The organism is Streptomyces sp. NPDC004435 (assembly GCF_042873895.1).
GTDB lineage: Bacteria > Actinomycetota > Actinomycetes > Streptomycetales > Streptomycetaceae > Streptomyces.
The window spans coordinates 41,361-62,536 of the sequence record NZ_JBIAMB010000016.1 but is presented as its reverse complement, the minus strand read 5'-3'; the positions used below and the strand labels follow the sequence as shown (position 1 = coordinate 62,536).

General features: G+C 66.1%; 12 protein-coding genes and 2 pseudogenes. 7 read left to right on the top strand and 7 right to left on the bottom strand.

Annotated features, from left to right (window positions below):
- Nucleotides 1-26 precede the first annotated feature (26 nt).
- The 3 genes and pseudogenes from ACFYT9_RS26795 to ACFYT9_RS26785 all read right to left on the bottom strand — a co-directional run.
- The gene (locus tag ACFYT9_RS26795) at nucleotides 27-3,056 is read right to left on the bottom strand and encodes a hypothetical protein (RefSeq protein WP_389168059.1); all 3,030 of its coding nucleotides are present in this window, start codon (nucleotides 3,054-3,056) and stop codon (nucleotides 27-29) included.
- A gap of 665 nt (nucleotides 3,057-3,721) precedes the next feature.
- Nucleotides 3,722-5,281, bottom strand: coding sequence for an arabinogalactan endo-beta-1,4-galactanase (locus ACFYT9_RS26790; RefSeq protein ID WP_389168056.1), 1,560 nt, complete (start codon nucleotides 5,279-5,281; stop codon nucleotides 3,722-3,724).
- A 104-nt stretch (nucleotides 5,282-5,385) separates the two neighbouring features.
- Nucleotides 5,386-7,401 (bottom strand): annotated as a pseudogene (locus tag ACFYT9_RS26785) (beta-galactosidase); the annotation flags it as partial.
- A gap of 183 nt (nucleotides 7,402-7,584) precedes the next feature.
- Here ACFYT9_RS26785 and ACFYT9_RS26780 point away from each other — a divergent pair.
- The 5 genes from ACFYT9_RS26780 to ACFYT9_RS26760 all read left to right on the top strand — a co-directional run bounded on the left by ACFYT9_RS26780 (nucleotide 7,585) and on the right by ACFYT9_RS26760 (nucleotide 12,822).
- Nucleotides 7,585-8,904, top strand: coding sequence for an ABC transporter substrate-binding protein (locus tag ACFYT9_RS26780; protein ID WP_389168053.1), 1,320 nt, complete (start codon nucleotides 7,585-7,587; stop codon nucleotides 8,902-8,904).
- Nucleotides 8,901-9,827: a carbohydrate ABC transporter permease gene (locus ACFYT9_RS26775; RefSeq protein WP_389168050.1), complete on the top strand. Its 927-nt coding sequence runs from the start codon at nucleotides 8,901-8,903 to the stop codon at nucleotides 9,825-9,827. The genes ACFYT9_RS26780 and ACFYT9_RS26775 overlap by 4 nt, the downstream gene beginning before the upstream one ends.
- Complete coding sequence (locus ACFYT9_RS26770; protein ID WP_389168048.1) at nucleotides 9,824-10,729, top strand: carbohydrate ABC transporter permease; 906 nt, start codon at nucleotides 9,824-9,826, stop codon at nucleotides 10,727-10,729. The genes ACFYT9_RS26775 and ACFYT9_RS26770 overlap by 4 nt, the downstream gene beginning before the upstream one ends.
- Nucleotides 10,726-11,757, top strand: coding sequence for a LacI family DNA-binding transcriptional regulator (locus tag ACFYT9_RS26765; RefSeq protein WP_389168046.1), 1,032 nt, complete (start codon nucleotides 10,726-10,728; stop codon nucleotides 11,755-11,757). Before ACFYT9_RS26770 ends, ACFYT9_RS26765 begins: the two co-directional genes overlap by 4 nt.
- Nucleotides 11,758-12,459: 702 nt before the next feature.
- The gene (locus ACFYT9_RS26760) at nucleotides 12,460-12,822 is read left to right on the top strand and encodes a hypothetical protein (RefSeq protein ID WP_389168043.1); all 363 of its coding nucleotides are present in this window, start codon (nucleotides 12,460-12,462) and stop codon (nucleotides 12,820-12,822) included.
- Nucleotides 12,823-13,389: 567 nt separating this feature from the next.
- On the opposite strand, the gene ACFYT9_RS26755 is transcribed toward ACFYT9_RS26760, so the two are convergent.
- Nucleotides 13,390-14,025 carry a hypothetical protein gene (locus tag ACFYT9_RS26755; RefSeq protein WP_389168041.1) on the bottom strand — a complete coding sequence of 212 codons (636 nt, stop codon included), beginning with the start codon at nucleotides 14,023-14,025 and terminating at the stop codon, nucleotides 13,390-13,392.
- Between the two features lie 1,801 nt (nucleotides 14,026-15,826).
- Between ACFYT9_RS26755 and ACFYT9_RS26750 the strand changes: the two genes are divergently transcribed.
- Nucleotides 15,827-16,507 (top strand): HNH endonuclease family protein, encoded by a 681-nt coding sequence (locus ACFYT9_RS26750; protein WP_389168038.1) that lies wholly within the window; start codon nucleotides 15,827-15,829, stop codon nucleotides 16,505-16,507.
- Here ACFYT9_RS26750 and ACFYT9_RS26745 read toward each other — a convergent pair.
- Nucleotides 16,501-16,713 (bottom strand): annotated as a pseudogene (locus ACFYT9_RS26745) (hydroxymethylbilane synthase); the annotation flags it as partial. The gene ACFYT9_RS26750 and the pseudogene ACFYT9_RS26745 sit on opposite strands and share 7 nt — an antisense overlap.
- Before the next feature lie 445 nt (nucleotides 16,714-17,158).
- Here ACFYT9_RS26745 and ACFYT9_RS26740 point away from each other — a divergent pair.
- Nucleotides 17,159-17,449: an SUKH-4 family immunity protein gene (locus ACFYT9_RS26740; protein ID WP_389168036.1), complete on the top strand. Its 291-nt coding sequence runs from the start codon at nucleotides 17,159-17,161 to the stop codon at nucleotides 17,447-17,449.
- A gap of 601 nt (nucleotides 17,450-18,050) precedes the next feature.
- On the opposite strand, the gene ACFYT9_RS26735 is transcribed toward ACFYT9_RS26740, so the two are convergent.
- Entirely contained in the window at nucleotides 18,051-19,106 is a 1,056-nt protein-coding gene (locus ACFYT9_RS26735; RefSeq protein ID WP_389168033.1) for a terpene synthase family protein, read from the bottom strand.
- A gap of 79 nt (nucleotides 19,107-19,185) precedes the next feature.
- Nucleotides 19,186-20,277 carry a polyprenyl synthetase family protein gene (locus ACFYT9_RS26730; RefSeq protein ID WP_389168030.1) on the bottom strand — a complete coding sequence of 364 codons (1,092 nt, stop codon included), beginning with the start codon at nucleotides 20,275-20,277 and terminating at the stop codon, nucleotides 19,186-19,188.
- Nucleotides 20,278-21,176 lie beyond the last annotated feature (899 nt).

The window sequence follows — 21,176 nt, the reverse complement described above, 5'->3', positions numbered from 1 at the left end:
TGGGCAGCGCGCCCGGGGGAGCTGCGCTACTGGATGCGATACCCGTCTATGAGCATCCAGGTGCCGCCGGCTTTGGTGAGGGTCAGCGTGTGACGGCCAGCGGCTAGGCCTGCAGCTGTGTAGATGGGCTGCTGAGAGCGGCGAGATGCGCTGTAGGTGTTGACGGAGGGTTGGGGAACGCCGTCGAGGTTGATGGCGATGTGTCCCTGATCGCTGTTGGTCTCGGACAGGACTGTGATCGAGGTGCCGGTGAAGGTGACAGTGACCGTGTTGCCGTCTGCGGTGGTGGCGTGGACGTCGTCACTGAGGTCGCCGAAGCCGCGGTGAGAGTAGTGGACCCAGGCGGCACCGGTGTAGTCGATGGCGGGGGAGGTGTCGTTGACGACGGTATTGACCTGGAAGCCGTCGAGAACCATGAGTGTCCCGCTGCGCTTGACGACCTTGACGGTGTGGGTTCCGGGGGAGAGTGAGCCGGAGGAGTAGATCGGCACCTGTACCTGGCGGCCTTCTGAAGCTCCGCGAGATGTGTCGATGAGGCCCTTCGAGGCGCCGTCGACGAAGACCTCCACCTCGCCCTGGTCGCTGTTTCTGTCCCCGATGACGGTGACGGAGGTACCGGTAAAGGTGAGGGTGGCGCTGCCGCCGTTTTCGGTTGTCGAGTGGACGTTGTCGAGGTACTCGCCCTTGCCTCGGCCGCCGGCAGCCTGCCAGGCGCCGGCGTAGTCGATGGCAGTGTCGTCGTCGTCTATACGACCGGCGAGGGGGCGGTGGGTCGCGCTGGGGCCAGCGGCAGCGATGATTTCCTTCGCGGCAGCCGGCCAGACGCCGTTCACCGGCCTGATCGCGGGATCCATCGAGACGTTTGTACCGCGGTTGTAGTCGTAGCCGTTCAGATCGGAGTAGTTGTTGTATCCGACGATGTGGTGGATCGTCGGTGTCCACATGCCGGTCCACCACTGGCCGTTGAAACGAACGACGTTGTCGTGTGTGTTCCAGTAGGAGCTTCCCTCGTCGTGATACAGGAGGAAGTTGCTGTGGTTGCCGACCTCGATCACGTTTCCGGCTACCTCGGAGCGGACCGACCCGTCACCCTGCCCACCGTTGGTATAGATCGGGCCGCCGTCATGGAGAACCTGCATCACGTCGTGGATGTGGTTGTTCAGGACTCGGTTCCCCTGCGCGTAGATGGTTCCGCGGCTGCAGTTCGCCAGCCCTTGCGAAGCCTGTAGGTCGCAGGATGAGGCCCAGCCCCAGCCCCAGCCGATGGAAACGCCGGAGTAGGGGGTGTGGCCGATGTCGTTGTGGTCGATGGTCAGGCCACGGGTGTAGCCGGCCCACACGCCCACAGCGTCGGAGTAGTCCTGGCCCACGCGGGAGATCCAGTTCTGGCTGATGGTGTCCCCGGTCGTCATGCGCCGGGTGTCGGTGAGGTAGTAGTCGTCGACCTCGCCGACGGAAATGCCTCCGCCTGACGTGTCGTCGATGACGCTGCCGGTCACCGATGAATACTGCGTCCCGTCAGCGAGATCGATACCGGCTCCGCCGACGTGCTTGACGGTGACGCCCTTGAAGGCGATGTTCGTGCCGCGGTGGACCTGCACGGCTGCCGGGACGCGGACAGGATTGTGCTCTGGTGTGCTGTCCCACAGGACGCCGGCTTGGTTGTCGATGTACCCCTTGGTGCTTGGATCGTTCCAGGTGGTGTAGGCGAAGTGCAGACCCTGGAATGTGATGTCGCGAACTGGGGCGATGGGATCGGGAATGACGGTGAACCCGTCGACGAGCATGAACTCACCGCCCGTCTTGACCATCGTCACGGTGTGCTGTCCCTTGGGCAGGTCGGTGACCGAGGCGATCACTTGCTGGGACAGCCTGGTTGTGTTCGACGCGTCGATGCTCTGGACCCGCGTGCCGTCGATGTAGATGTCGGCGGTGCCTTCGTCGGCGTTGGTCTCCGAGATCACGTCGATCCCGGTGCCGGTGAAGGTGTAGCTGACCGAGTCGCCGTTGTTCTTCGTCGCGTGGACGGTGTCGTGGAGGTCTCCGAGTTTTCGGCCCGGTCCGTAAGCTTCCCAGCCGCTGCCGGTGTACCGGACTGCTGCGCTGGTGTCGTCGATGGGTGATAGGTGTCCGGGAGTGCCGGAGACGTTGAGAAGCGACTCGAGTGTCGGCAGCTCCACATTTGCGGTGCTCAGGTCCTCGCCCGGGCGCGGCTTGTAGTAGAGCTGGCCGGCTGCCGTATCCAGGTAGAACTCCCCGGGGCGGTCCAGCAGCTGGTAGGCGTTTTCGAGGTACGTGACGGCGCTGAGGGAGGGGAGGCCGCTGCCGTTGAACGGGAAGCCCCGTGAGATGACAGCGGTGCTGTTATTGGCGAAGCACGTCGGATCCACATTGAGGCTGGAACCGCCGCTGCTCGTTGCCGTGATGCTCGAGAGGGGGCACCGCATGTGCTTCCACGCGTTGTTGTCGATCACTTCGATCGCAGAGGGGTTCGTCCACGACAGGTAGGAGGCGTCCTCGGTGGTGAAGCCGGTCGCTGAGAGTGTGAACCCACTCGGTTCCGCAGTGCTTCGGGCGCGCTGGGCTCGGATGCCGTTGACGAACAGCTGCCGGCTCTGCGTTGCCGCCGGCACCGCAGCCCGGTAGATGCCCCGGTTCGGATCGTGGAGTGTGAACCCTGAGACCTTCTTGGCTCCGCTCAGGACAGGTGTCTCACCTGGGTGTGCAGTCCACCTGACAGTGTGCCCCCGCCGACCAGAATGCTCTAAGCCGAGGCTGAGCGGGCGATCCAGTCGGTAGGTGCCGCCCCGAAGGACGACGTTCACATCCGCGTTCATGGTCGGGGTCAGGGAGGCGACCCGAGCCTTCGCACCCTCCACGCTGCACGGTGCGTTCAGCGAACACGAGTCGCCCGAGCCGGTGGGAGAAACGTACAGGGAGGTCGTCGCTGCGGCGGCCCCGCTTGCACTCGTCGCAATGAGGCCCGAAGCCGCGACGAAGACAGCAAGCACCTGCGCGAGGAAGCTACTTCGGCGTGTGTGTCTGGGTTTCGACATGCATCTCCTCGGTGAATCCAGCGGAGGGAGGTGCGGGCTGGGGCAGGAGCTGTTTCAGCCCGCAGAACATGTGCAGCGGATTTGACCAGCACGGTGCGGCGGTAGACCTGCCAGGTAGCGGGCTGACCGCCCAGGGTTCGAGGGCCCTGAGGCGTTGGTGCGGTTCGTCTCATGCAGGGTCAGCACCCGTGGTGTGACCCGTTCGCGATGGTCACGGCCGGGCCGGCCGGCCCAGTCGACAGGCATCCGGTGTACCAGGCGTCGTCCCCTACCGCCCGCAGGTGTCCTATGTATTAAGGCGCAGTCGCCGCGTTGTGTCCAGAGAGGTGACGAAAAAGCTAGCAAATGAGACACGTCGAGGGAGGGGATCTCCTTATAGATCCGATCTATCGCGGTCTTTCGTGGACCTGCTGCCGGATCTGTGCCGGGCGACCGCTGCCGGTCAGGCAACAGCGCCGTCTGATCGTTGGCTGTCGCATCGAACCCATCACCGGCTCGATGCCCGGGGGAGAGCCAGGCACGGCAGGACTCCGTTGGCGCTTGCAGGAGCAGAAATTCGCGCCCCCAGAGCTCCGAGCGGGTGGCAGGGCCGGCTGTTCGACTGCTGCGGACGAGGCCCGGCCGCAGTGCTCGCGGGCCGGGCCTCACCGGGGCTCAGAGGGCTTTCATCGATCTCTGAACCAGGACATTGACGCCAGTGCTCTGTCGTCGTAGCCGAACAAGGCTTGGTTCTCCCACCCGTTGCCGGATGAGGGGTTGGTGGGGTCCCAGCCGTTGCCGGCCACCCCGGTCCAGGTCGCCTCCCAGTAGAAGACGCCCAGACCGCGGCCGTTCGGGACGGCCTGCACGATGTTCGCGACCGTGTTCATCCATGCTGTCTGTCCAGCCACGCTCGCAGGGTAGCCGCTAACCAGTTCGCCGGTGGTGTCGATCTGGTTGATGAGCGCGTCGTCGCTGTCCAGTCTGAACGGGTAGGCCGTCTCGGCCAGGAACACTGGCTTGCCGTAGCGGGAGGCGGCGTCGTCCAGGGTGGTCTGGAAGTCGGAGAGCGAGCCGTGCCAGTAGCCGTAGTACGAGAGGCCGATCGCGTCGAACCGCACGCCGTGGTTGACGGCGTTGTCGAACCACCAGCGCGTTCCGCCCAGCCCCCCGATGTTGGCAAGGTGCAGTGCGACGAGGGTGGACGGATTGACGGCCTTGACGGCGTCGTATCCACTGTTGAGGAGTCCGGCGAGCTGCGTCCAATTGTTCGCCGACCCCTCGCTCCACAGCATGCCCCCGTTGATCTCATTGCCCACCTGGACCATGTCTGGGGCCGTTCCCTGGGCCTTCAAGGCGGTCAGCACGTTGTAGGTGTGCTGGAACACGTCCGCCTTGAGTTGGTTGTAGGAGTGGTTCGTCCAGGCGGCGGGCTTCGTCTGGACGCCTGGGTCGGCCCAAGTGTCGGAGTAGTGGAAGACAACCAGCAGCTTCATCCCGGCTGCCTTGACGCGCTTGGCCGTCATCAGCACGTGCGCCTGGTCGTTGTAGCCGTCGGCGGGGTGCACCCAGACCTTCAGCCGGGCGTAGTTCATTCCCGCGTTCCGCAGGATGGTGACGGCATCACCGGTGACGCCGGAGGCGTTCCTGTAGATGCCGCCGCACGCCTCACTCTTGGCCAGAGAGGAGATGTCGGCGCCCTTGACGGACAGCCGGCTCGTCCCCCGGGCGAAGCTGACATCATCGACATTGATCCAGTTGCCGGCATTTGCGTCACTGGTGACGCTGATCGTGCACCGGTGTTTGGTGACTCTGACCGGAGTGACGATCCGGATCCAGCCACTCGTGGAGACCGGCAGGTCGGTGCGCTGCTCTGCGCCGCCGCAGTCCTTCAGCGCGAGGTAGGCGGCCTTCTGTCCGCCGCTGGAGCGGACCCAGGCTGTGATCGTGTAGGAGCCGTTGGCCAGTCCCGTAAGGTGCTGGTAGGTCCTCACTTTGTAAGCCCTGGAAGACCAGTGGCTGAGGCGGAAGCCGCCGCTGTGGCCGCCGGCTTCGGTGTAGCTCGCGCCTGCGGCTCCCTGCTCGGACCACCCGGCGGGGGTCGTCGTGCTGGCGCCGCCTGTTTCGAAGCCGCTGTTGGTGAGAGGGTGGGCCAGTTGCGCGCTTTGGGCTGGCACGGTGCTGAGAGCGAGGGCCACCACGAGCAGCGGCAGCACGGCCTTGATCATGCGTCCGAGATGGAACATCGTCGTCCCTTCGACGTAGGGCGTGGGGGCCTCCTCACCGGCGAGGAGGCAAACCCCTTCACCTGTGATGCGCGGCTCGCGCAGGTGAAGGGGGCGGCTGAGTCGTCGAGCCGCACAACGCGGACGGCTCCCGCAGGCACGGCCAGTCGGCCTGTGGCGCGCTCGCCGGTCAGCAACTCGGTGCCGGCGGTCTCCAGCGGCACTTTTGCGTCGGTGGTGTTGTGGTTGATTGCGAACAGATAGCGGCCCCGGTCGCCTGCGCGGCGCACGACCTCGACATCGTGTGGCAGGTCGGTGCGCGTGATGATGCGGGCATCCGCGGTTGCACGATCGAGAAGCGCATCGAGCCCCTCGTATCCGAGGCGGGTGGATACGTACCAGGCCGTGCCGTCGCCGAGACGGTGGCGTGTGACAGCTGGGTGGCCGGCGGCCGGTCCGTCGGCGTAGCTCCACACGGTCTCGGCGTCGCGCGGCGAGACGAATTCGGTCCACACGTCAGCGCTCAGCCTGTAGCCGCCGGGGCCGGTGATCCCCACCCGCTCGTCGCGCAGCAACGGTGAGAATTCTTCGACGATCAGGCCGAGGGTGTCGCGCAGCGCGCCGGGGTAAGGGCCCAGGTGGACGGCGTCGTGCTGGTCGACAATGCCTGAGAAGTACGACACGACCAGTGTTCCGCCGCGCTCGACGTACCTCTTGAGGTTGCTCCCTGCCGCCTCGGTCATCGAGTAGAGGGCGGGGACGACGACCAGGGGGTAGCGCGACAGGTCGGCTTCCGGGTGGGCGAAGTCGACGGTGAGATGGCGATCGTAGAGGACCTCATAGAATGCGTCGGCGCGTTCGCGGGCGTCATGATCCTCGCTGGGGCGCCAGTCGAGATTCTGCGCCCACCAGGACTGCCAGTCCCACACCATGGCCATGTCGGCCTGAGTGCGGGTGCCGAGGATCTCGCGCAACCGTGCGAGGGAGCAACCGAGGTCGACGACCTCGTTCCAAACGCGCGTGTCGGTGCCGCCGTGCGGGAGCATCGCGGAGTGGAATTTCTCGGCGCCGCGCCGGGACTGTCGCCACTGGAAGAACATCGCGCCCTCGGAGCCGCGGGCGACATGGGCCAGGGAGTTGCGCGCCATCTGGCCGGGTGTCTTGGCTGGGTTACGGGGCTGCCAGTTGACGCCGGAGGTGGAGTGCTCCAGCAGCAGCCATGGGGCGCCTCCGGCGACGGACCGCGTGAGGTCAGCAGCCATGGCGAGGTTGACGTGGGTACGGCGACCGTCTGTGATGAGATAGTGGTCGTTGGTGACGATGTCGACCTCGCGTCCCCACGCCCAGTAGTCGACGGAGTCGCACTGGCTGAGTGCGGTCATGAAGTTGGTGGTGACCGGTACGCCAGGTGAGAGCTGATGCAGGATGTCGCGCTCGGCGCGGAAGTTCTCGCGCATGGTGGCGTCGGCGAAGCGGCGATAGTCCAGGGCCTGAGCGGGGTTGGCGACTGTGGCGGCCAAGCGCGGCGGGTTGATCTCATCGATGCTGGCATAGCGCTGGCCCCAGAAGTTGGTCCCCCAGGCGTCGTTGACGACGTCGACCGTGCCATAGGTGCTGCGTAACCAGAGGCGAAAGTGCGCGGCGCAGGATTCGCAATAACAGGAGGAGACGGGGACGCCATACTCGTTATGCACATGCCACATCGTGAGCGCAGGGTGGTCGCCGTACCGCTCGGCGAGCCGAGTGGTGATGCTTGCGGCGGCTGCCCGGTAGTCGGAGTTGCTGTGGCAGATCGCGCCGCGGGAGCCGAACTCGAGGCGCACTCCCTCGGCGGTGACCGGGAGGGCCTCAGGGTGGGCTCGGTAGAACCAGGCGGGTGGCGCCACGGTGGGGGTACCGAGGTCGACCCGGACACCGTTCTCGTGCAGCAGGTCGAGGACCCGGTCGAGCCAGCCGAAGTCGTACTCCCCAGGTGCCGGCTCCAGCAGGGCCCAGGAAAAGATCCCGACGCTGACCATCGTCACGCCGGCCCTACGCATGAGTCGGACGTCCTCCTGCCAGACGGATTCCGCCCACTGCTCGGGGTTGTAGTCCCCGCCGAAGGCAAGCGTCGTGAGACCCCAGGGGGTCGTATCCGGCACCGATCTCTCCCATCGATGTTTGATGATCTGGGAACGAGCACAGTCTCGACAGTGGATTGATGTCAACTAAAGCGCCAGTGGCAGACGTTGACAAGCATCCGGGAAGCTTCTCTACTGTGCACGATCACAGAAGCATGACAGGTCTCCGCGTCCAGCGTGAGACCCCGGTCAGGGGAGAGAACCATGCCGTACACCAAGCCCCGTCGGCTCGTGACTTCCGCCGCCGTCGTCGCGTTAGGCGCCACCGCACTCACCGCCTGCGGCTCGTCCGACGACCAGGACGACGCCCAGTCAGGTCCGGTCACACTGACGTACTGGAGCTGGGCGCCCGGCATGGACAAGGTCGTGGACCTGTGGAACAAGGGCCCGGGCAAGAAGAACCAGATCACCGTCACGGTGAAGAAGCAGGCATCCGGCGACACGCTGGTCACCAAGATCCTCACCGCGCACAAGGCCGGCAAGGGACCGGACCTGATACAGGCGGAGTACCAGGCACTGCCGACCCTGGTCAGCAACGGCGCGCTGGCCGACATCGCGAAGAACGTAAGCGACGTCAGACGAAAGTTCACCGACGGTGTCTGGCAGCAGACCACGCTGGGCACCGATGCCGTCTACGCGATACCGCAGGACATCGGACCCATGATGTTCTACTACCGCGCAGACCTCTTCCGACAGTACGGCCTGGCAGTGCCGGCCACCTGGGACGAGTTCGCTCAGACCGCCCGCGCGCTGAGACACAAGGCCCCGGACAAGACCCTGACCACCTTCTCCGCCAACGACTCCGGTCTGTTCGCAGGCCTGGCCCAGCAGGCAGGTGCGCGATGGTGGACGATCTCCGCTGACAAGTGGAAGGTCGGCATCGACGACGCGGCGACACAGAAGGTCGCGAAGTTCTGGGGCGACCTGGTCCACGAGGGAGCCATCGACAACCAGCCGATGTACACCCCCGCCTGGAACAAAGCCCTCAACACTGGCAAACAGATCGCGTGGGTCAGCGCGGTGTGGGCGCCGGGCACCCTGACCACGGCAGCGCCGGCCACAAAAGGCAAGTGGGCCATGGCCCCGCTGCCACAATGGTCCAAGGGCGAGGAGCGCACCGGCAGCTGGGGCGGCTCCTCAACGGCCGTCACCACCGACTCCAAGCACAAAGACGCCGCCGCCAAGTTCGCCGCCTGGCTGAACACCGACGCCGAGGCGCTCAACGCGCTCGCCAGACAGAGCGGGATCTACCCAGCAGCCACGTCCGCGCAGCTCAGCGGCGCCTTCCAAAACCCGCCGGACTTCTTCGCGAACCACAGCGACTTCTACAGCAAAGCCGCCGACATCGCCGAGACCACCGCGCCCTCCGCGTGGGGTCCGAACGTGAACGTCGCCTACACCTCCTTCAAGGACGCATTCGGGGCGGCGGCCCAAGACAAGTCGGACTTCCGTGCGGCACTGCGAAGGATGCAGGCCGACACCGTGGCCGACATGAAGAAGCAGGGCTTCGAGGTCGCTCCGTGACCGCTGCCTCACACAGGAGACCGGGCAGAACCAGGTCAGCTCCCTTCGTCTTCCTCCTCCCCGCAACGCTCCTGTTCATCCTGTTCCTCGCCCTGCCCATCTGCTACGCGCTCTGGCTCAGCTTCCGCAGAGTGCACGTCCACGGGCTCGGTCTCGGAGCCCACGCCCGCAGCGAGGTCTGGGCCGGCCTGGAGAACTACGCCGACGCACTCACCGACAGCGAACTGCTGCACGGCGCGATGCGCGTGGCCGGATACGGCTGCATCGTCGTCCCCGTCATGCTGGGGCTCGCCTTGCTGCTGGCGTTGATGCTCGACACCGAAAGGGTCCGCCTGGCCCCGTTCACCCGCCTCGCGATCTTCCTGCCCTACGCCATCCCCGGCGTCGTGGCGGCACTCCTGTGGGGCTTCCTGTACCTGCCGGACGTCAGCCCCTTCTACTACGTCCTGGAAAAGCTGAATCTGCCGCAACCCGACCTCCTGGACGGTGGACCGCTCTACCTCGCCCTGTCCAACATCGCCGTCTGGGGCGGCACCGGATTCAACATGATCGTCATCTACACCTCGCTGCAGGCCATCCCTGCCGAGGTCTACGAGGCGGCAAAGCTGGACGGCGCAACCCCGCTGCAGATCGCCCTCCGGATCAAGATCCCGATGGTGGCGCCCTCGCTGGTGCTCACCTTCTTCTTCTCGATCATCGCGACGCTGCAAGTGTTCAGCGAGCCGACCACACTGAAACCCCTCACCAACTCCGTCTCCACGACATGGAGTCCGCTGATGAAGGTCTACCGGGATGCCTTCGGCTCCGGTGACCTCTACGCCGCCGCCGCCGAAGCCGTACTCATCGCCATCGCCACGCTGCTGCTCTCCTTCGGAGTCCTGAGGACGGCGACCCGCCGCAACCGTCAGGAGCCAACCCCATGAGTGCCACGGCCCTCCGCGAAGCCAGCTTGACCACCGGTACCACACCAGGCACCGCCCAGGTGCCTCCGCCGCGTCGCCGGATCGCCCTGGTCCCGACGGCGACGCTGCTGCTGGGCGCGCTGTACTGCCTGCTACCCGTAGCGTGGGTGGTGATCGCAGCAACCAAAACTGGCCAGGAACTGTTCTCCACGTTCACCTTCCTGCCAGGCACCGGATTCTCCAGCAACCTGCACGAACTGAACGCCTACCGCGACGGCATCTACTGGGAATGGATGGCAAACTCCGCACTGTACGCGGGGCTCGGTGCCCTGCTGTCGACGGCGGTGTCCGCACTGAGCGGCTACGCGCTGGCGACCTACTCCTTCCGCGGACGCGAGTCGGTGTTCAACATCATGCTCGCGGCCGTACTGATGCCACCGGTGATCCTCGCCGTGCCGCAGTACCTGCTGCTGGCACAGGTGAACCTGTCTGACTCCTACCTGTCGGTGCTGCTCCCGCAGATCCTCTCGCCCTACGGCGTGTACCTCTCGCGGATCTACGCGTCCGCCGCCGTGCCGGCGGACGTGGTGGAAGCAGGCCGGATGGACGGGGCGAGCGAGTGGCGGATCTTCACCCGCATTGCGCTGCCCATGATGCTCCCTGGCCTGGTGACGGTGTTCCTGTTCCAGTTCGTCGCCGTATGGAACAACTTCCTGCTGCCGCTCATCATGCTCAGCGACGACGAAAAGTTCCCGATCACACTAGGCCTCTACACGTTGCTGGAGCAGGGCTCAAGCCAGCCGGCACTGTACACACTCGTCATCACAGGCGCGTTCCTTGCGGTGCTGCCACTGATCGCCCTGTTCCTGGTGATCCAGCGGTTCTGGAGCCTGGACCTTCTCTCCGGGGCCGTAAAGTCATGACCATGACTGCAGCAGGGGGCCGGCGCAGACCGCCGACGATCCACGACGTGGCGCGCGAGGCGGGAGTCTCGCGCGGCACCGTCTCACGCGTGCTCAACGGCGGGCACTACGTCAGCTCCGCTGCCCAACAGGCCGTCAACGCGGCCATCCGCAAGACAGGCTACGTCGTCAACCGACACGCACGCTCACTGATTACAGGACGTTCCGATTCAGTGGGCTTCCTGCTCACCGAGCCCCAGGAACGGTTCTTCGAAGACCCCAACATCAACGTCCTCCTGCGCGGCTGCACCCAGGCGCTCGCCGCGCACGACATCCCGCTGCTACTCATGCTGGCGGGGAACGAGGACGAACGGCGGCGGATCACCCGCTACATCACCGCCGGACATGTCGACGGAGTGCTACTGGTCTCCAGCCACTCCGGCGACCCCGTTGCCCAGGAGCTACGCGAGGCGGGCGTGCCACTGGTCGTATGCGGCAAGCCTATCGGCCTGGGCTCAAAAGTGAGCTACGTCGCCGCCGACGACTGGGACGGAGCCCGCGAAATGGTGCGATACCTACTCACCCTGGGACGACGCAGGGTTGGAACGGTCACCGGCCCGCTCGACACCCCGGGCGGTATCGAGCGCCTGGCCGGCTACAAGAAGGTACTCACCGACGCGGGGCTCACGGTCGACGATCGGCTGATCGTGTCAGGCGACTACAGCAGGGCCAGCGGCGAATCGGCCGCCGAGCGACTGCTCGATCGGGCGCCGGACGTGGACGCCGTGTTCGTCGCCTCCGACTTGATGGCGCAGGGCGTACTGGCCGCACTACACCGGTCCGGACGGCGGGTGCCTGAAGACGTGGCAGTCGGCGGATTCGACGATTCCCCTGCCGCACTCTCCGCAAGGCCCGAGCTGACGACCATGCGGCAGCCGTGGGACCGCATCAGCTCCGAGATGGTCCGTGTCCTGCTCGCCCAGATCGGCGGCGACGACCCGGCGGCGGTCATCCTGCCCACGGAACTGGTCAAACGGGCCTCTACATGAGTGACTCGGTGCAGTGAGTGGCGACTGGCGCGGCACTACGGACCCACCTTCCTCTGGCAACCTGAATCTCACAGGGCACGGCTGAGGCGGGGATTGGGTCGCTCGCGTGGCTCGAACCGAGGACGTCTGAAGACGAAGCACGCGCCTGCTGCAGCACGTGGGTTCAGGCGGCGCTTGCGTCTTCTGATTTTCCTGCCGGCCTCGATGCTCTGGCTGGTCTCGGCCACGTTGCCCGAGGTCTTCACGCTGTGGGTGTCCACCACGGCCGCGGGCGGTTTCATCGTTCGATGTTTCACCAACAGACCACGGTCCGCACCCGCAATAGTGGAGGCGAACGCCGATCCTGTCTGCTTCGACGCCCCAACGCCCACGGTTTACGAACTCGTTAGGCACGCCAGAATCCTGTGCCGGTGGCCGCCTGGTCGCGGACCATGAGGTTGCCCGCCCTGAGAACCTCCGCTATTGGCTGACGGTCAACGTCAGCACGATCCTTAGGCGCCCTCGGGGGCGCGTAATTCGCGCCAGGCGTGCGCCGTCTCTCTCGTAGTACTAGATACGCTGCGAATTACCCCTGGTGATTCCAGCGCGGCGCTTCGGCCGTAGTGCAGAAGCAATTGAAGCCCTACACTCGCTTTTGAGTGATTGGCTGCGCTGGCATTCCTATCGGGGCAGCGGGCCGAATCCGTGGAAGGAGCATCCCGAGTGAATCCGATCCAGAAAATGGCGCTGACACTGGCAGTCCCGGCAACCCTGGGGCTCGTGGCTGTCGTTCCTGCCAGCACCGATGACGCAGAGATGCAGACCGTGGTGGGTGCCGGCTACCAGGCCCGAAACTTCGGGGGCAGCACGGTGGCATTGGAGGACACCGGTGGAGTGTGCGAAGAGCTCCCGAACCGCATCCTCTCCGCGCGGAACACCTCTGGGCCGAGTGGTCCCGCCATAGCGATCTACGCCAGTGGACTCTGCCTGGTTCCCCTCGTCACGCTGGAACCAGGAGAAGAGGACAACAATTTGGACCCCCTCAACCTGTGGGGTGGCGCCAACCACTACCGGACCATCAACTAAGCTCTGTCCGCCACGTAGATGATCTCTGAGTGGTGTGGGGCATGGTGAGCTGCTGTACCGCTGGCAGGTTAATCTAGCGAGGGCGAGGAGAATTCGGGCGATGCCAAAATCGGCGTGGTGAATTCCCTCGCCCTTGATCCTTTTTCATCCTGTGCTGGAGGGGGAAATGAGCTGGTCGGCGAGGGGATGACGAGGCAGGGCCCCTGGTCGTTGGCGTAGTGATCTCACACAACACACCGGCGACCGAAAGGGCGGCTTTGCCCGATACGACGGCTGGAACGTGAACAGGTTGCAGGTCACCAGCTCGCCTACCAGCTCCACCGTGACCTTCCCGCAGTCGAACTCTGCCTCGGCACCAGGCTCGTGGGTCTGCCGGACGAACGCGTCCACGACTCCCTGCGGCCTACAACCGGAGCTCCTGGTGGCGGTCGGCAACGCATTCCCGGACCATCTGGTAGCAGATGTCGACGGCGTCACCCTGCCCGCACACAACGCGCTTTGAGTGACCGGAAGCGCAGAACCGGTGCGTGTAGGAGGCGCTTCCGGTGCCGAATGGCCGTGACCGGATCAGAAGGCGGTAGGGGCCTGGTAGAGGCCACGGCCGGCGCGGACAGCCCGTGAGGTGGCCACGAGGCGGTCGAGCGTGCTGCGGACGGCGTTTACGGCGCCCGTCGAGGAATCACGACCCAGCACCTGGGCGACGTCCCGCGCACGCATCGGCTTCTCCGGTGAGTGGGTGAGAATGGCGATCACCTGCTCCGTAAAGCCACCAGGCTCCTTCGCAGAGGGGATGGCTTTCGGGGCAGAGGCCGTCACGGGAGGCTTCTTCGCGGAAGAACGTTCCTTCTGACTGTTCGCCTTGGCCGGCGAGGTCTTGCGCTTGCCGACCGCGCGCGCGGCTGTGGCCTTCCGCGGCGCGGGCACCGGTGCGGCCTCTTGAGGTGCCGGCGCCTCCGCCGTCTCGGCTGCGGTTTCGTCCTTCACCACAGAGGGTTCCGGTGCGGCCTGCAAGGTCCGGAGAGCAGGCGTGTCGGTGAGTGCCAGCAGCGCCGTCAGCGCAGTGCGGACCGCCCGGGCGCGGTCCGAAACCGCGGCCAACTCCTTCTCCAGTTCCTGCTGTCGCTGCTCCAGCTGAGGAAGTTCCCTCTGGAGTGCCGAAGTCGTCGCATCGACGCTGTGATCGGGTGCAGTGGTAACAGACACGAACAACTCCTTGGGAAGGGGGAACCGGACAGGAGGTAACCGGCCATGTGATGTGCAGGGTACGGGTTCCTGGTCGGCCTTCGACGAGTGTGTGCCGCATCCACACCTCCGCGCCGACCACCATGGCCATGCAGTCCCTCCTGCGGGGCTTCGGCTATGAAGCGATCGACATCGACCCAGGTCCTTCGAGCGGCACCGGGGACAGGCGGCGTCGAGAGTCCTCGCGTTCGCCAACCTCATCGAACCCCGCGCCCGCGAGCTGGATGCCAGGGCTGCATCACGAGCCTTCGCCTCCTCCGAGAACTCGTGAGCCAGTCGGACACCACCGCCAGCGGCTCAGAGCCCGCATGAATCGACCTTTACCACCACACAAGGCTGGCGGCTGACGCCGCCGAGATCTTCCGCGATCTGAACCCCGACACCGCCCTGGCCTCGAACCAACAGGCCGCAGCCATGCCCATCGGAGTGCTCACCCGATCGGTCGGGCTGAGGCTGGCGACCGTGAGATCCGCCCATCAAAAGGACCGCGACCTCGACCGCGGCCTGACCCTGACCAACCTATCCGTGGATATCCTCGCCCGTGTCCGCTCCTCCAGGGCCAAGGAGTACGTCAGCGAGTCCAGTCAGCCCTCGCCCCGCTGCGGATCGAGCCGGCCGCCCGTGAATCCCTCCACCGCACACTCGGCATCGCGGCCTGTCCACAGGCTCGCCGCCCTCCCTCGCCTCCTCTTCAAGCAGAGAAGTACTGGTCAGCCGACCCACTTCTGGCACCAGTCCATCGGCTGATCGAGGTGGACGACGTTTGCGCACCAGATCGCACTACATGATGGCAGCAGGGTCTGTATCGAGATCCGCCGCCCTAGACAGTTGGTACACAGGGCTGCGATGACGCCAAAAGCCCTGCTGTCCTCTGGCTTTGTCAATGACAGCATCACAGGGGATGCGACGCTTTCGCTCGTTCGCGTGGTAACTGCCAAGGGCGGTCGCAGAGCTGTCGCTCTCCAGATACGGTTGGCTGCGTAGCGGGCAACACGAGCCGACTGGTCGTTGGCGCCGTTGCCCCAGTGCCCCACACCCTTCGGTGTGGGGCACGGTACGTTTTCGGGCGGCGATGATGAGGGGAGACAGAGCACGGTGGTCGCCTCGCAGGGTTGAGCCCAGGTCCTTCGAGCGTCGATCTCGACCTGGGCCTCGGCCTGGTCGGTGGTCAGCCCGAGTGCAGAGTGGGCGCAAGCGGGCAGGCGGTGGAAGGCGCCATGTACCCCGCGGCAGATTGGGGCAAGGACAACGGCCATGGGCACAGTGGGATTCGGCGCTTCCTCATCCGCTGGGTACCACCCCATGATGGACACCTTCAGCAGGCGTACCGGGTCGGGTGTCGATCCGAAGCCCGGCCACCGGCCCCTCCACGCACAGGTAGCAGCGGCAGGGACTCCGAGGTCCAGACGTCCGGGCCTCGCGGCAACGCTCGCAGCCGCCTGCGCCAACCTCCCGGAAACGCATACCGCGCCGTCCCTCTGCGCTGGTTCCTCGTGCGACTCTGCGGACTCCTGGCATGAGGTGCTGACGACGGGACCACGGGGGAGGGACGGCACCTCTCCCTGCCCTTGACACGGGCACGCGCCCCAGACGCGATCCGTCCGCCAGTGCGGCAGGGACCAGCGCCGAAAGACAGTACGAAGCAGACGTCAACCTGCTGCGATGTCTGATCGTTTCGCCGGTGAATCCACCACCCGGATGACGGATCGCGCCCGCCCCCTTCCGCACGACGCAGGCCACCGGTACGGCAGGCTTTCGGATCGTGATCAAGAACCTTGCGCGCCGCAGCGCCGCGCTCCTCCTCGCCCTTACCCCCCTCGCCGTCTCCACCCCGGCCTCGGCCGCCCAGGCTGCGCCGCCGGCCGCGGCTGTACTGCCGCTCGCCGACGCCGTCGACCAGCTCCCGATCGAGGTCGAGGACCGCACCGGGTACACCAGGGACTCCTTCAAGCACTGGAACAAGGGGCTTAACGCGACCGACGGCTGCCACACCCGCAACGAAGTCCTACTCTCCGAGGCCATCGAGGCCCCGCTGGTCGGTGAACGCTGCAAGCTCACCGGGGGCCGCTGGTTCAGCTACTACGACGGCCGAACTCTGACGGACGCGACGGATGTCGACATCGACCACGTCGTGCCCCTTGCCGAGTCGTGGGACTCCGGCGCGAGTGCCTGGACCGCCACGCGCCGAGAGGCGTACGCGAACGACCAGGACGCGACCACCTCGCTCATCGCGGTCACCGACCGCGTCAACCAGGCGAAAGCCGACCGTGACCCCGCCGAGTGGATGCCGCCGCTGCCCGATGTCCACTGTCGGTACGTCGGCGAGTGGACCGCCACGAAGCTGCGCTGGGGTCTGGCTGCGGACCAGGCCGAAGTTGACGCCCTGAAGGTGTACGCGGAGGCATGCGAATCGACCGTCGTGCACTACACAGCCGCTCCCTGACGTTCACACAGGAGCGCGAGGACGTCGGAGCCGATCGGCGGCATCATCGATTCGGTCGACAGGATGATGGTGATGACGTCCCTGCGGCCGATCTGCTCCAGGCTGGCGACGGCCAGGAGCAGGGTATCGGCTTCGCCGGCCTCCAGTAGTTCCGCGAGGCGCCTGTTGGCATTGCCGTGCATCGGGACGTAATCCAGGCGCGGGTGGGGTCTACCCATGACCTGTGGTGTCTGGTCCGGGCGCTGTGGTCTGTGATGGCGGACCCCAGTCGAGGATGTGCAGGCCCGTGCTGAGGATGAGGCCGGCTTCCAGGTCCAGGAGCTGAACGGGGCAGCGGCCGTGGCGCTGCAGCCATCGGTGGCGTCGCTGCTGCTCCTGATTGCCCAGGTTCTCCCAATTGTCGTAGTGGATGCCGGGTGCCCTGCCGGGGTTCCCGCGTACCCAGGCACGGACCAGAGGGGTCTCATCCGGCACCGCATCCGGACTCACAGGCGTCATCTATTTCCCGCGCTACACCACCCCCCACCTATGCCTCGATGTCCGCACCGCACACCTGCTCGGCACGGTCGGCCTGCCCGACACCGAGTGGTTCATGTCGAAGGCGAGCCTGCGCGCGGACGACCACATCGACATCCACCGCTCGTACAGCAAGTGGGGACCGCTCCCGACGAGTGCCGCAACTGGCTCGTGCTCAGCATGTCCGCCGACACGACCCTCGGACTCGACCCGGACTCCGGAACCGTCTACGCCCTCGGCGACGGCTCGACCCACATGACCCACCGCCCCCTGCACCGGGACGTCGAATCCCCCGTCTACGCCATCACCGCGTTCGAGAACCTGCGCCGAGCCCTGGAAGAGGACGACGAGGAGCGCGTTGACGACCTGCGCGCCCGCATCACCGTGTTCGACGCGCTGCCGTTCGCCGACGAGGACCCGCAGTAGCACCTCGCGTTCGAGGAAGTCATCGACGGAATCTGGTAACCGCCAGATCCGTCAGACTGCTGAACTTGATCGGGTGACGCCGCAAGGGTTCGCCCGACGGCGCCCCGCTCGCTCCGCTGGCTCCAGCAGAATCACGCAGGGGCGATTGGACTGGCCGATACGGAGAGAGCCGTCGTCAGGAAGATCGAGCGCCAAATCCAGCACTCCGAGTCGCTCATCACCTGGGCGGCAATCACCCTCATGAGCAGGCGCATCACCCAGGGGCAGTCCCGCCGGGCCGGCCAGGCCGAGCCCCGGCCCCCGTTGGGCCACTGATCGTTCTCGGAGCCGTCCGAACGGCCCTGGCCTTGACCTGTGCGGGACCGGTGCGGGAGCACCTCGACTCCCCACGCTCCCGAGCCACCTGTCAGGCGATTCCCTCCCGGCGCGGCAGGCGCCTGGCCGATGATGCGATCCGTCCGGCGGCGGAGTGGCCCGGACCGGGGGAGGGGACATCCATCCGCTGCGCTGCCACAATCTCTCCCCACCCCCGGACGTGTCGGCCGCCTGTCGGCAGATGATCCTTCGCCTGGAGGGCGAAATGCGCACGCTGCTGATCGGATCAAGCCGGGCCCGACAGAGGTTTTGGCCAACTGGCGCCAAGGAAGTCGGCCATTCCGTAACGAGGCGCGGAAAGTTCGTAGTTGGTCTGACTGTCGACCCATGTGCCCATGGCCTCGGCGTACCGGCGGCTCGAGGCAGGCTCGCCTGGGTCTTCACAGATCGCCCTGAGCAGTTGGTCATGCTGGTCCCGCAACGTGGAACCGATGGCCAGGGCGCAGGCCAGGGCTCCACCGGTATCGGTTCCGTAGGCGCGTTTGATGACCTCCAGCAGCGTCTGGAACGTGCCGTCGCGTTCTTCCTTGTGGGAGCTGAGCAGGTCATTTTCCACGGCGATGAGCCGGCAGACTGTCCAGCGTAACTGTCCCAGTGCAGTCGAGACGGGTGTGCCTGGCGAAGGCATGGCCCTCTTGAGCCGAAGCAGCGGGAGGTGAGGGAAGACACCTATGGTGGCCTGCCGGTTCCTGAGATACCCGGCGACCGTCGGCAGGTGGCCCGTTGACCGCCAGCGCTCCTCACGCTCGACAGCGGAAAGGAACATGTCCATGCTTTCGGCGAATTCTTCCAGGACTGCTTCTGCGCCCATGGCGATGAGGTGACGACGTAGATCCAGTCCGGCACGGTGATACAGGTTCGCATCGTCGGGCAACTCGCCAGTGCGAATGATCTTCCCGCAAGTACCCGTATAAGCGGCCAGCGGACGGCCCAGTTCGTTGATCTTGTCGTCGAGGGCGGAGATCCATGCCATGCTGCGGACGAAGACGTCGATGACCTCATCGTCCTCTCCCAGGCACCACAGGTTCGCCAGCAAAGGCATGCAGTACGCCTGCAAGTTGGTGTACTCGTCGGGCCGGAAGAGACCAGCCTCGTAGATCCACTCCAGGGTGGCGCCTTCGATGAGATAGTCGCACGGGTCAAAGGTCTGCCAAGCCCGGCCGTCGAGGAGACGGTCCAGAACCCACGGCATATACGTGCGCAGGCCAGTTGACGCCCCGAAGGCTGGGGTACCCAGCGTGGTGTGGGTGATGTTCTCCAACCCGGATGACGGGTTCACCATGAGAGTCTCCGAAGGGTGCGAGGCGGCCCAGGAGGACCGGATACGGCTGACGGCAGTTAGCCGTCGACGGCGCCGCCCGTCATGACGTCCTGCAGACGGCTCTGTCCGCCAGGGCTCGCAGTTGGCTGTGCGCCTCGGCGGGAGCGGGCAGGCTGCCGAGGGCGGTGAGCGCCTGCTCGTACCGTTCGGTGATCATCCTCTCGACGGCCTGGTCCGCACCGGTGGCCCGCAGCACCGCCCTCACGGCCTCCGCGTCCTCCTCATCCACGCAGGCACTGCCGTACAAGGTGTGCAGCAGCCGCTTCTGCGCGTCGTCCGCGGCTTGGAGGGCCAGGGCGACAAGGACGGTGTGCTTGCCCTCGCGCAAGTCGTCCAGGGCGGGCTTGCCAGTCCGCTGAGGGTCGCCGAAGACGCCCAGAAGATCGTCGCGGAGCTGGAAGGCCTCCCCCAGCGGCAGCGCGAACCGGCTCAGCTCGGCGAGAAATTGCCCGTCGGCACCGGCGAGAGCCGCGCCGATGTGCAGGGGACGTTCCACGGTGTACTTCGCGGTCTTGTAGTGGATGACGGTCAGAGCCTGGCCGATGTCGTCGGTCGGCCGGCCGGTGCCGGTGAGGTCGAGGTACTGGCCGTACACGACCTCGGCGCGCATGGCGTCGAGCAGGGGCAGGAGCGTGGTGAGCTGGCCGAGGGCGAGCCCGGCGGTATGGATGAGTTCGTCCGACCAGATCAGGGCGAGGTCGCCGATGAGAATGGCGGCCGCGTTGCCGAACTGCTCGGCCAGGACTTGAGGGCGGGAGGTGATGTGGCGGTCGGCCAGGGCACGGTGAACGGTGGGCCGGCCGCGGCGGGTGGGGCTGTGATCCATGATGTCGTCGTGAATGAGGCAGAAGGCGTGGAACATCTCCAGCGAGGCCGCAACCTGCAACACGCCCTTCGGCGGCGGCTGTTGTCCGGCAGCGGCGTGCCAGCCGGCGGCGCAGAGCGTGGGACGCAGCCGTTTGCCGCCGGCCATGATGAAGTCGGCAAGGGCCTCGATGGTCTCGGTGGGAAGGCGCTGGGCGGCGGCGACGACGGTCTTGCGTGCCAGGAAGTCAACCAGGACTGAGTCGACCTGTTGCCGGGCCGCACCAAGGTCAGGGCCGGATGCCGCTCGCGGCGGCGTCGTGTTCATCACCTTCCCCCTCTCCTGAGTCGTCTGAAGACGTCGCAATCCGGCTTGCGGCCTTAGTTATGGCAGTAGGAAGTGAGGCGGCGGACCACTAGTACACGCCACCCGCAACGGCTCAGCCAGCCCGTTCAGGGGGCGCATTGGATGCACTGGAAGCACGGGATCCAGACTCTCTTGACCAGGGCATGTGCCAAGCAGGAACGATCCCGCTGTGCGCCACGACAGACCCTATGCAGGGGTTCGAGTCTCGGAACCCACACCAGGACCAGCAATCCCTTGCCCACCTTGACCGGGCCACTGAATGCGTCGAGAGGCTGCGAACCCGTGCGCTTCCCGCCTGACCGACGCCAAGGCCACCGCGCTGCTGTCTGCACCGGCCGTCACCGTGGCCGTGCTGACCGCCATCGTCCAGGGACGCAGCCTCACCGGCGCCGCCACCGCGCTGGTCTGGCTCGGCGGCGGCGACCTGGTTGTCGCGCTCGTGATGGTGCTGCTGGCCATCTGCCCGATGCTCGGCCCGGCGGAGGAGGGCAGGGGATCATTCCTCCACTGGGCGGACTGCCTGCCGAAGCAGCTGGTGGCGGACCTCGCCACCGACCGGCGGGCCGAACGGATCCAGACCCCTCTCGCGGATCGCCCGCCGCAAGCACCGGCTGCTGCGGCGCGATCCACCTCACGATCGACGCCCTGGTTCCACTGCTCGGCGCCTTGGTCGCCGGGCTGCTGTGACCGCCACCAGGCAACAGGCGGCCCCGGGAGCATGTTGCCCCGGGGGCCCCGCCCTTCCGGGATTCAGCGCGGGTTCGAGCCCGCCCCTGGTTGGGCGAGCGAGAGAGGGACCGTCACGTCGGGAAGGGCTCATCATGTGGGCAAAGTCGGAGTGCTGCTGGAGGACGGCACCA

Excerpts from the sequence above, each read along its gene's own strand:
- ACFYT9_RS26780 (WP_389168053.1), top strand. The coding sequence starts at position 7,585 with ATGCCGTACACCAAGCCCCGTCGGCTCGTGACTTCCGCCGCCGTCGTC.
- ACFYT9_RS26730 (WP_389168030.1), bottom strand. The coding sequence starts at position 20,277 with ATGAACACGACGCCGCCGCGAGCGGCATCCGGCCCTGACCTTGGTGCG.
- ACFYT9_RS26770 (WP_389168048.1), top strand. The coding sequence starts at position 9,824 with ATGAGTGCCACGGCCCTCCGCGAAGCCAGCTTGACCACCGGTACCACA.
- ACFYT9_RS26795 (WP_389168059.1), bottom strand. The coding sequence starts at position 3,056 with ATGTCGAAACCCAGACACACACGCCGAAGTAGCTTCCTCGCGCAGGTG.
- ACFYT9_RS26735 (WP_389168033.1), bottom strand. The coding sequence starts at position 19,106 with ATGGTGAACCCGTCATCCGGGTTGGAGAACATCACCCACACCACGCTG.
- ACFYT9_RS26790 (WP_389168056.1), bottom strand. The coding sequence starts at position 5,281 with ATGTTCCATCTCGGACGCATGATCAAGGCCGTGCTGCCGCTGCTCGTG.
- ACFYT9_RS26765 (WP_389168046.1), top strand. The coding sequence starts at position 10,726 with ATGACCATGACTGCAGCAGGGGGCCGGCGCAGACCGCCGACGATCCAC.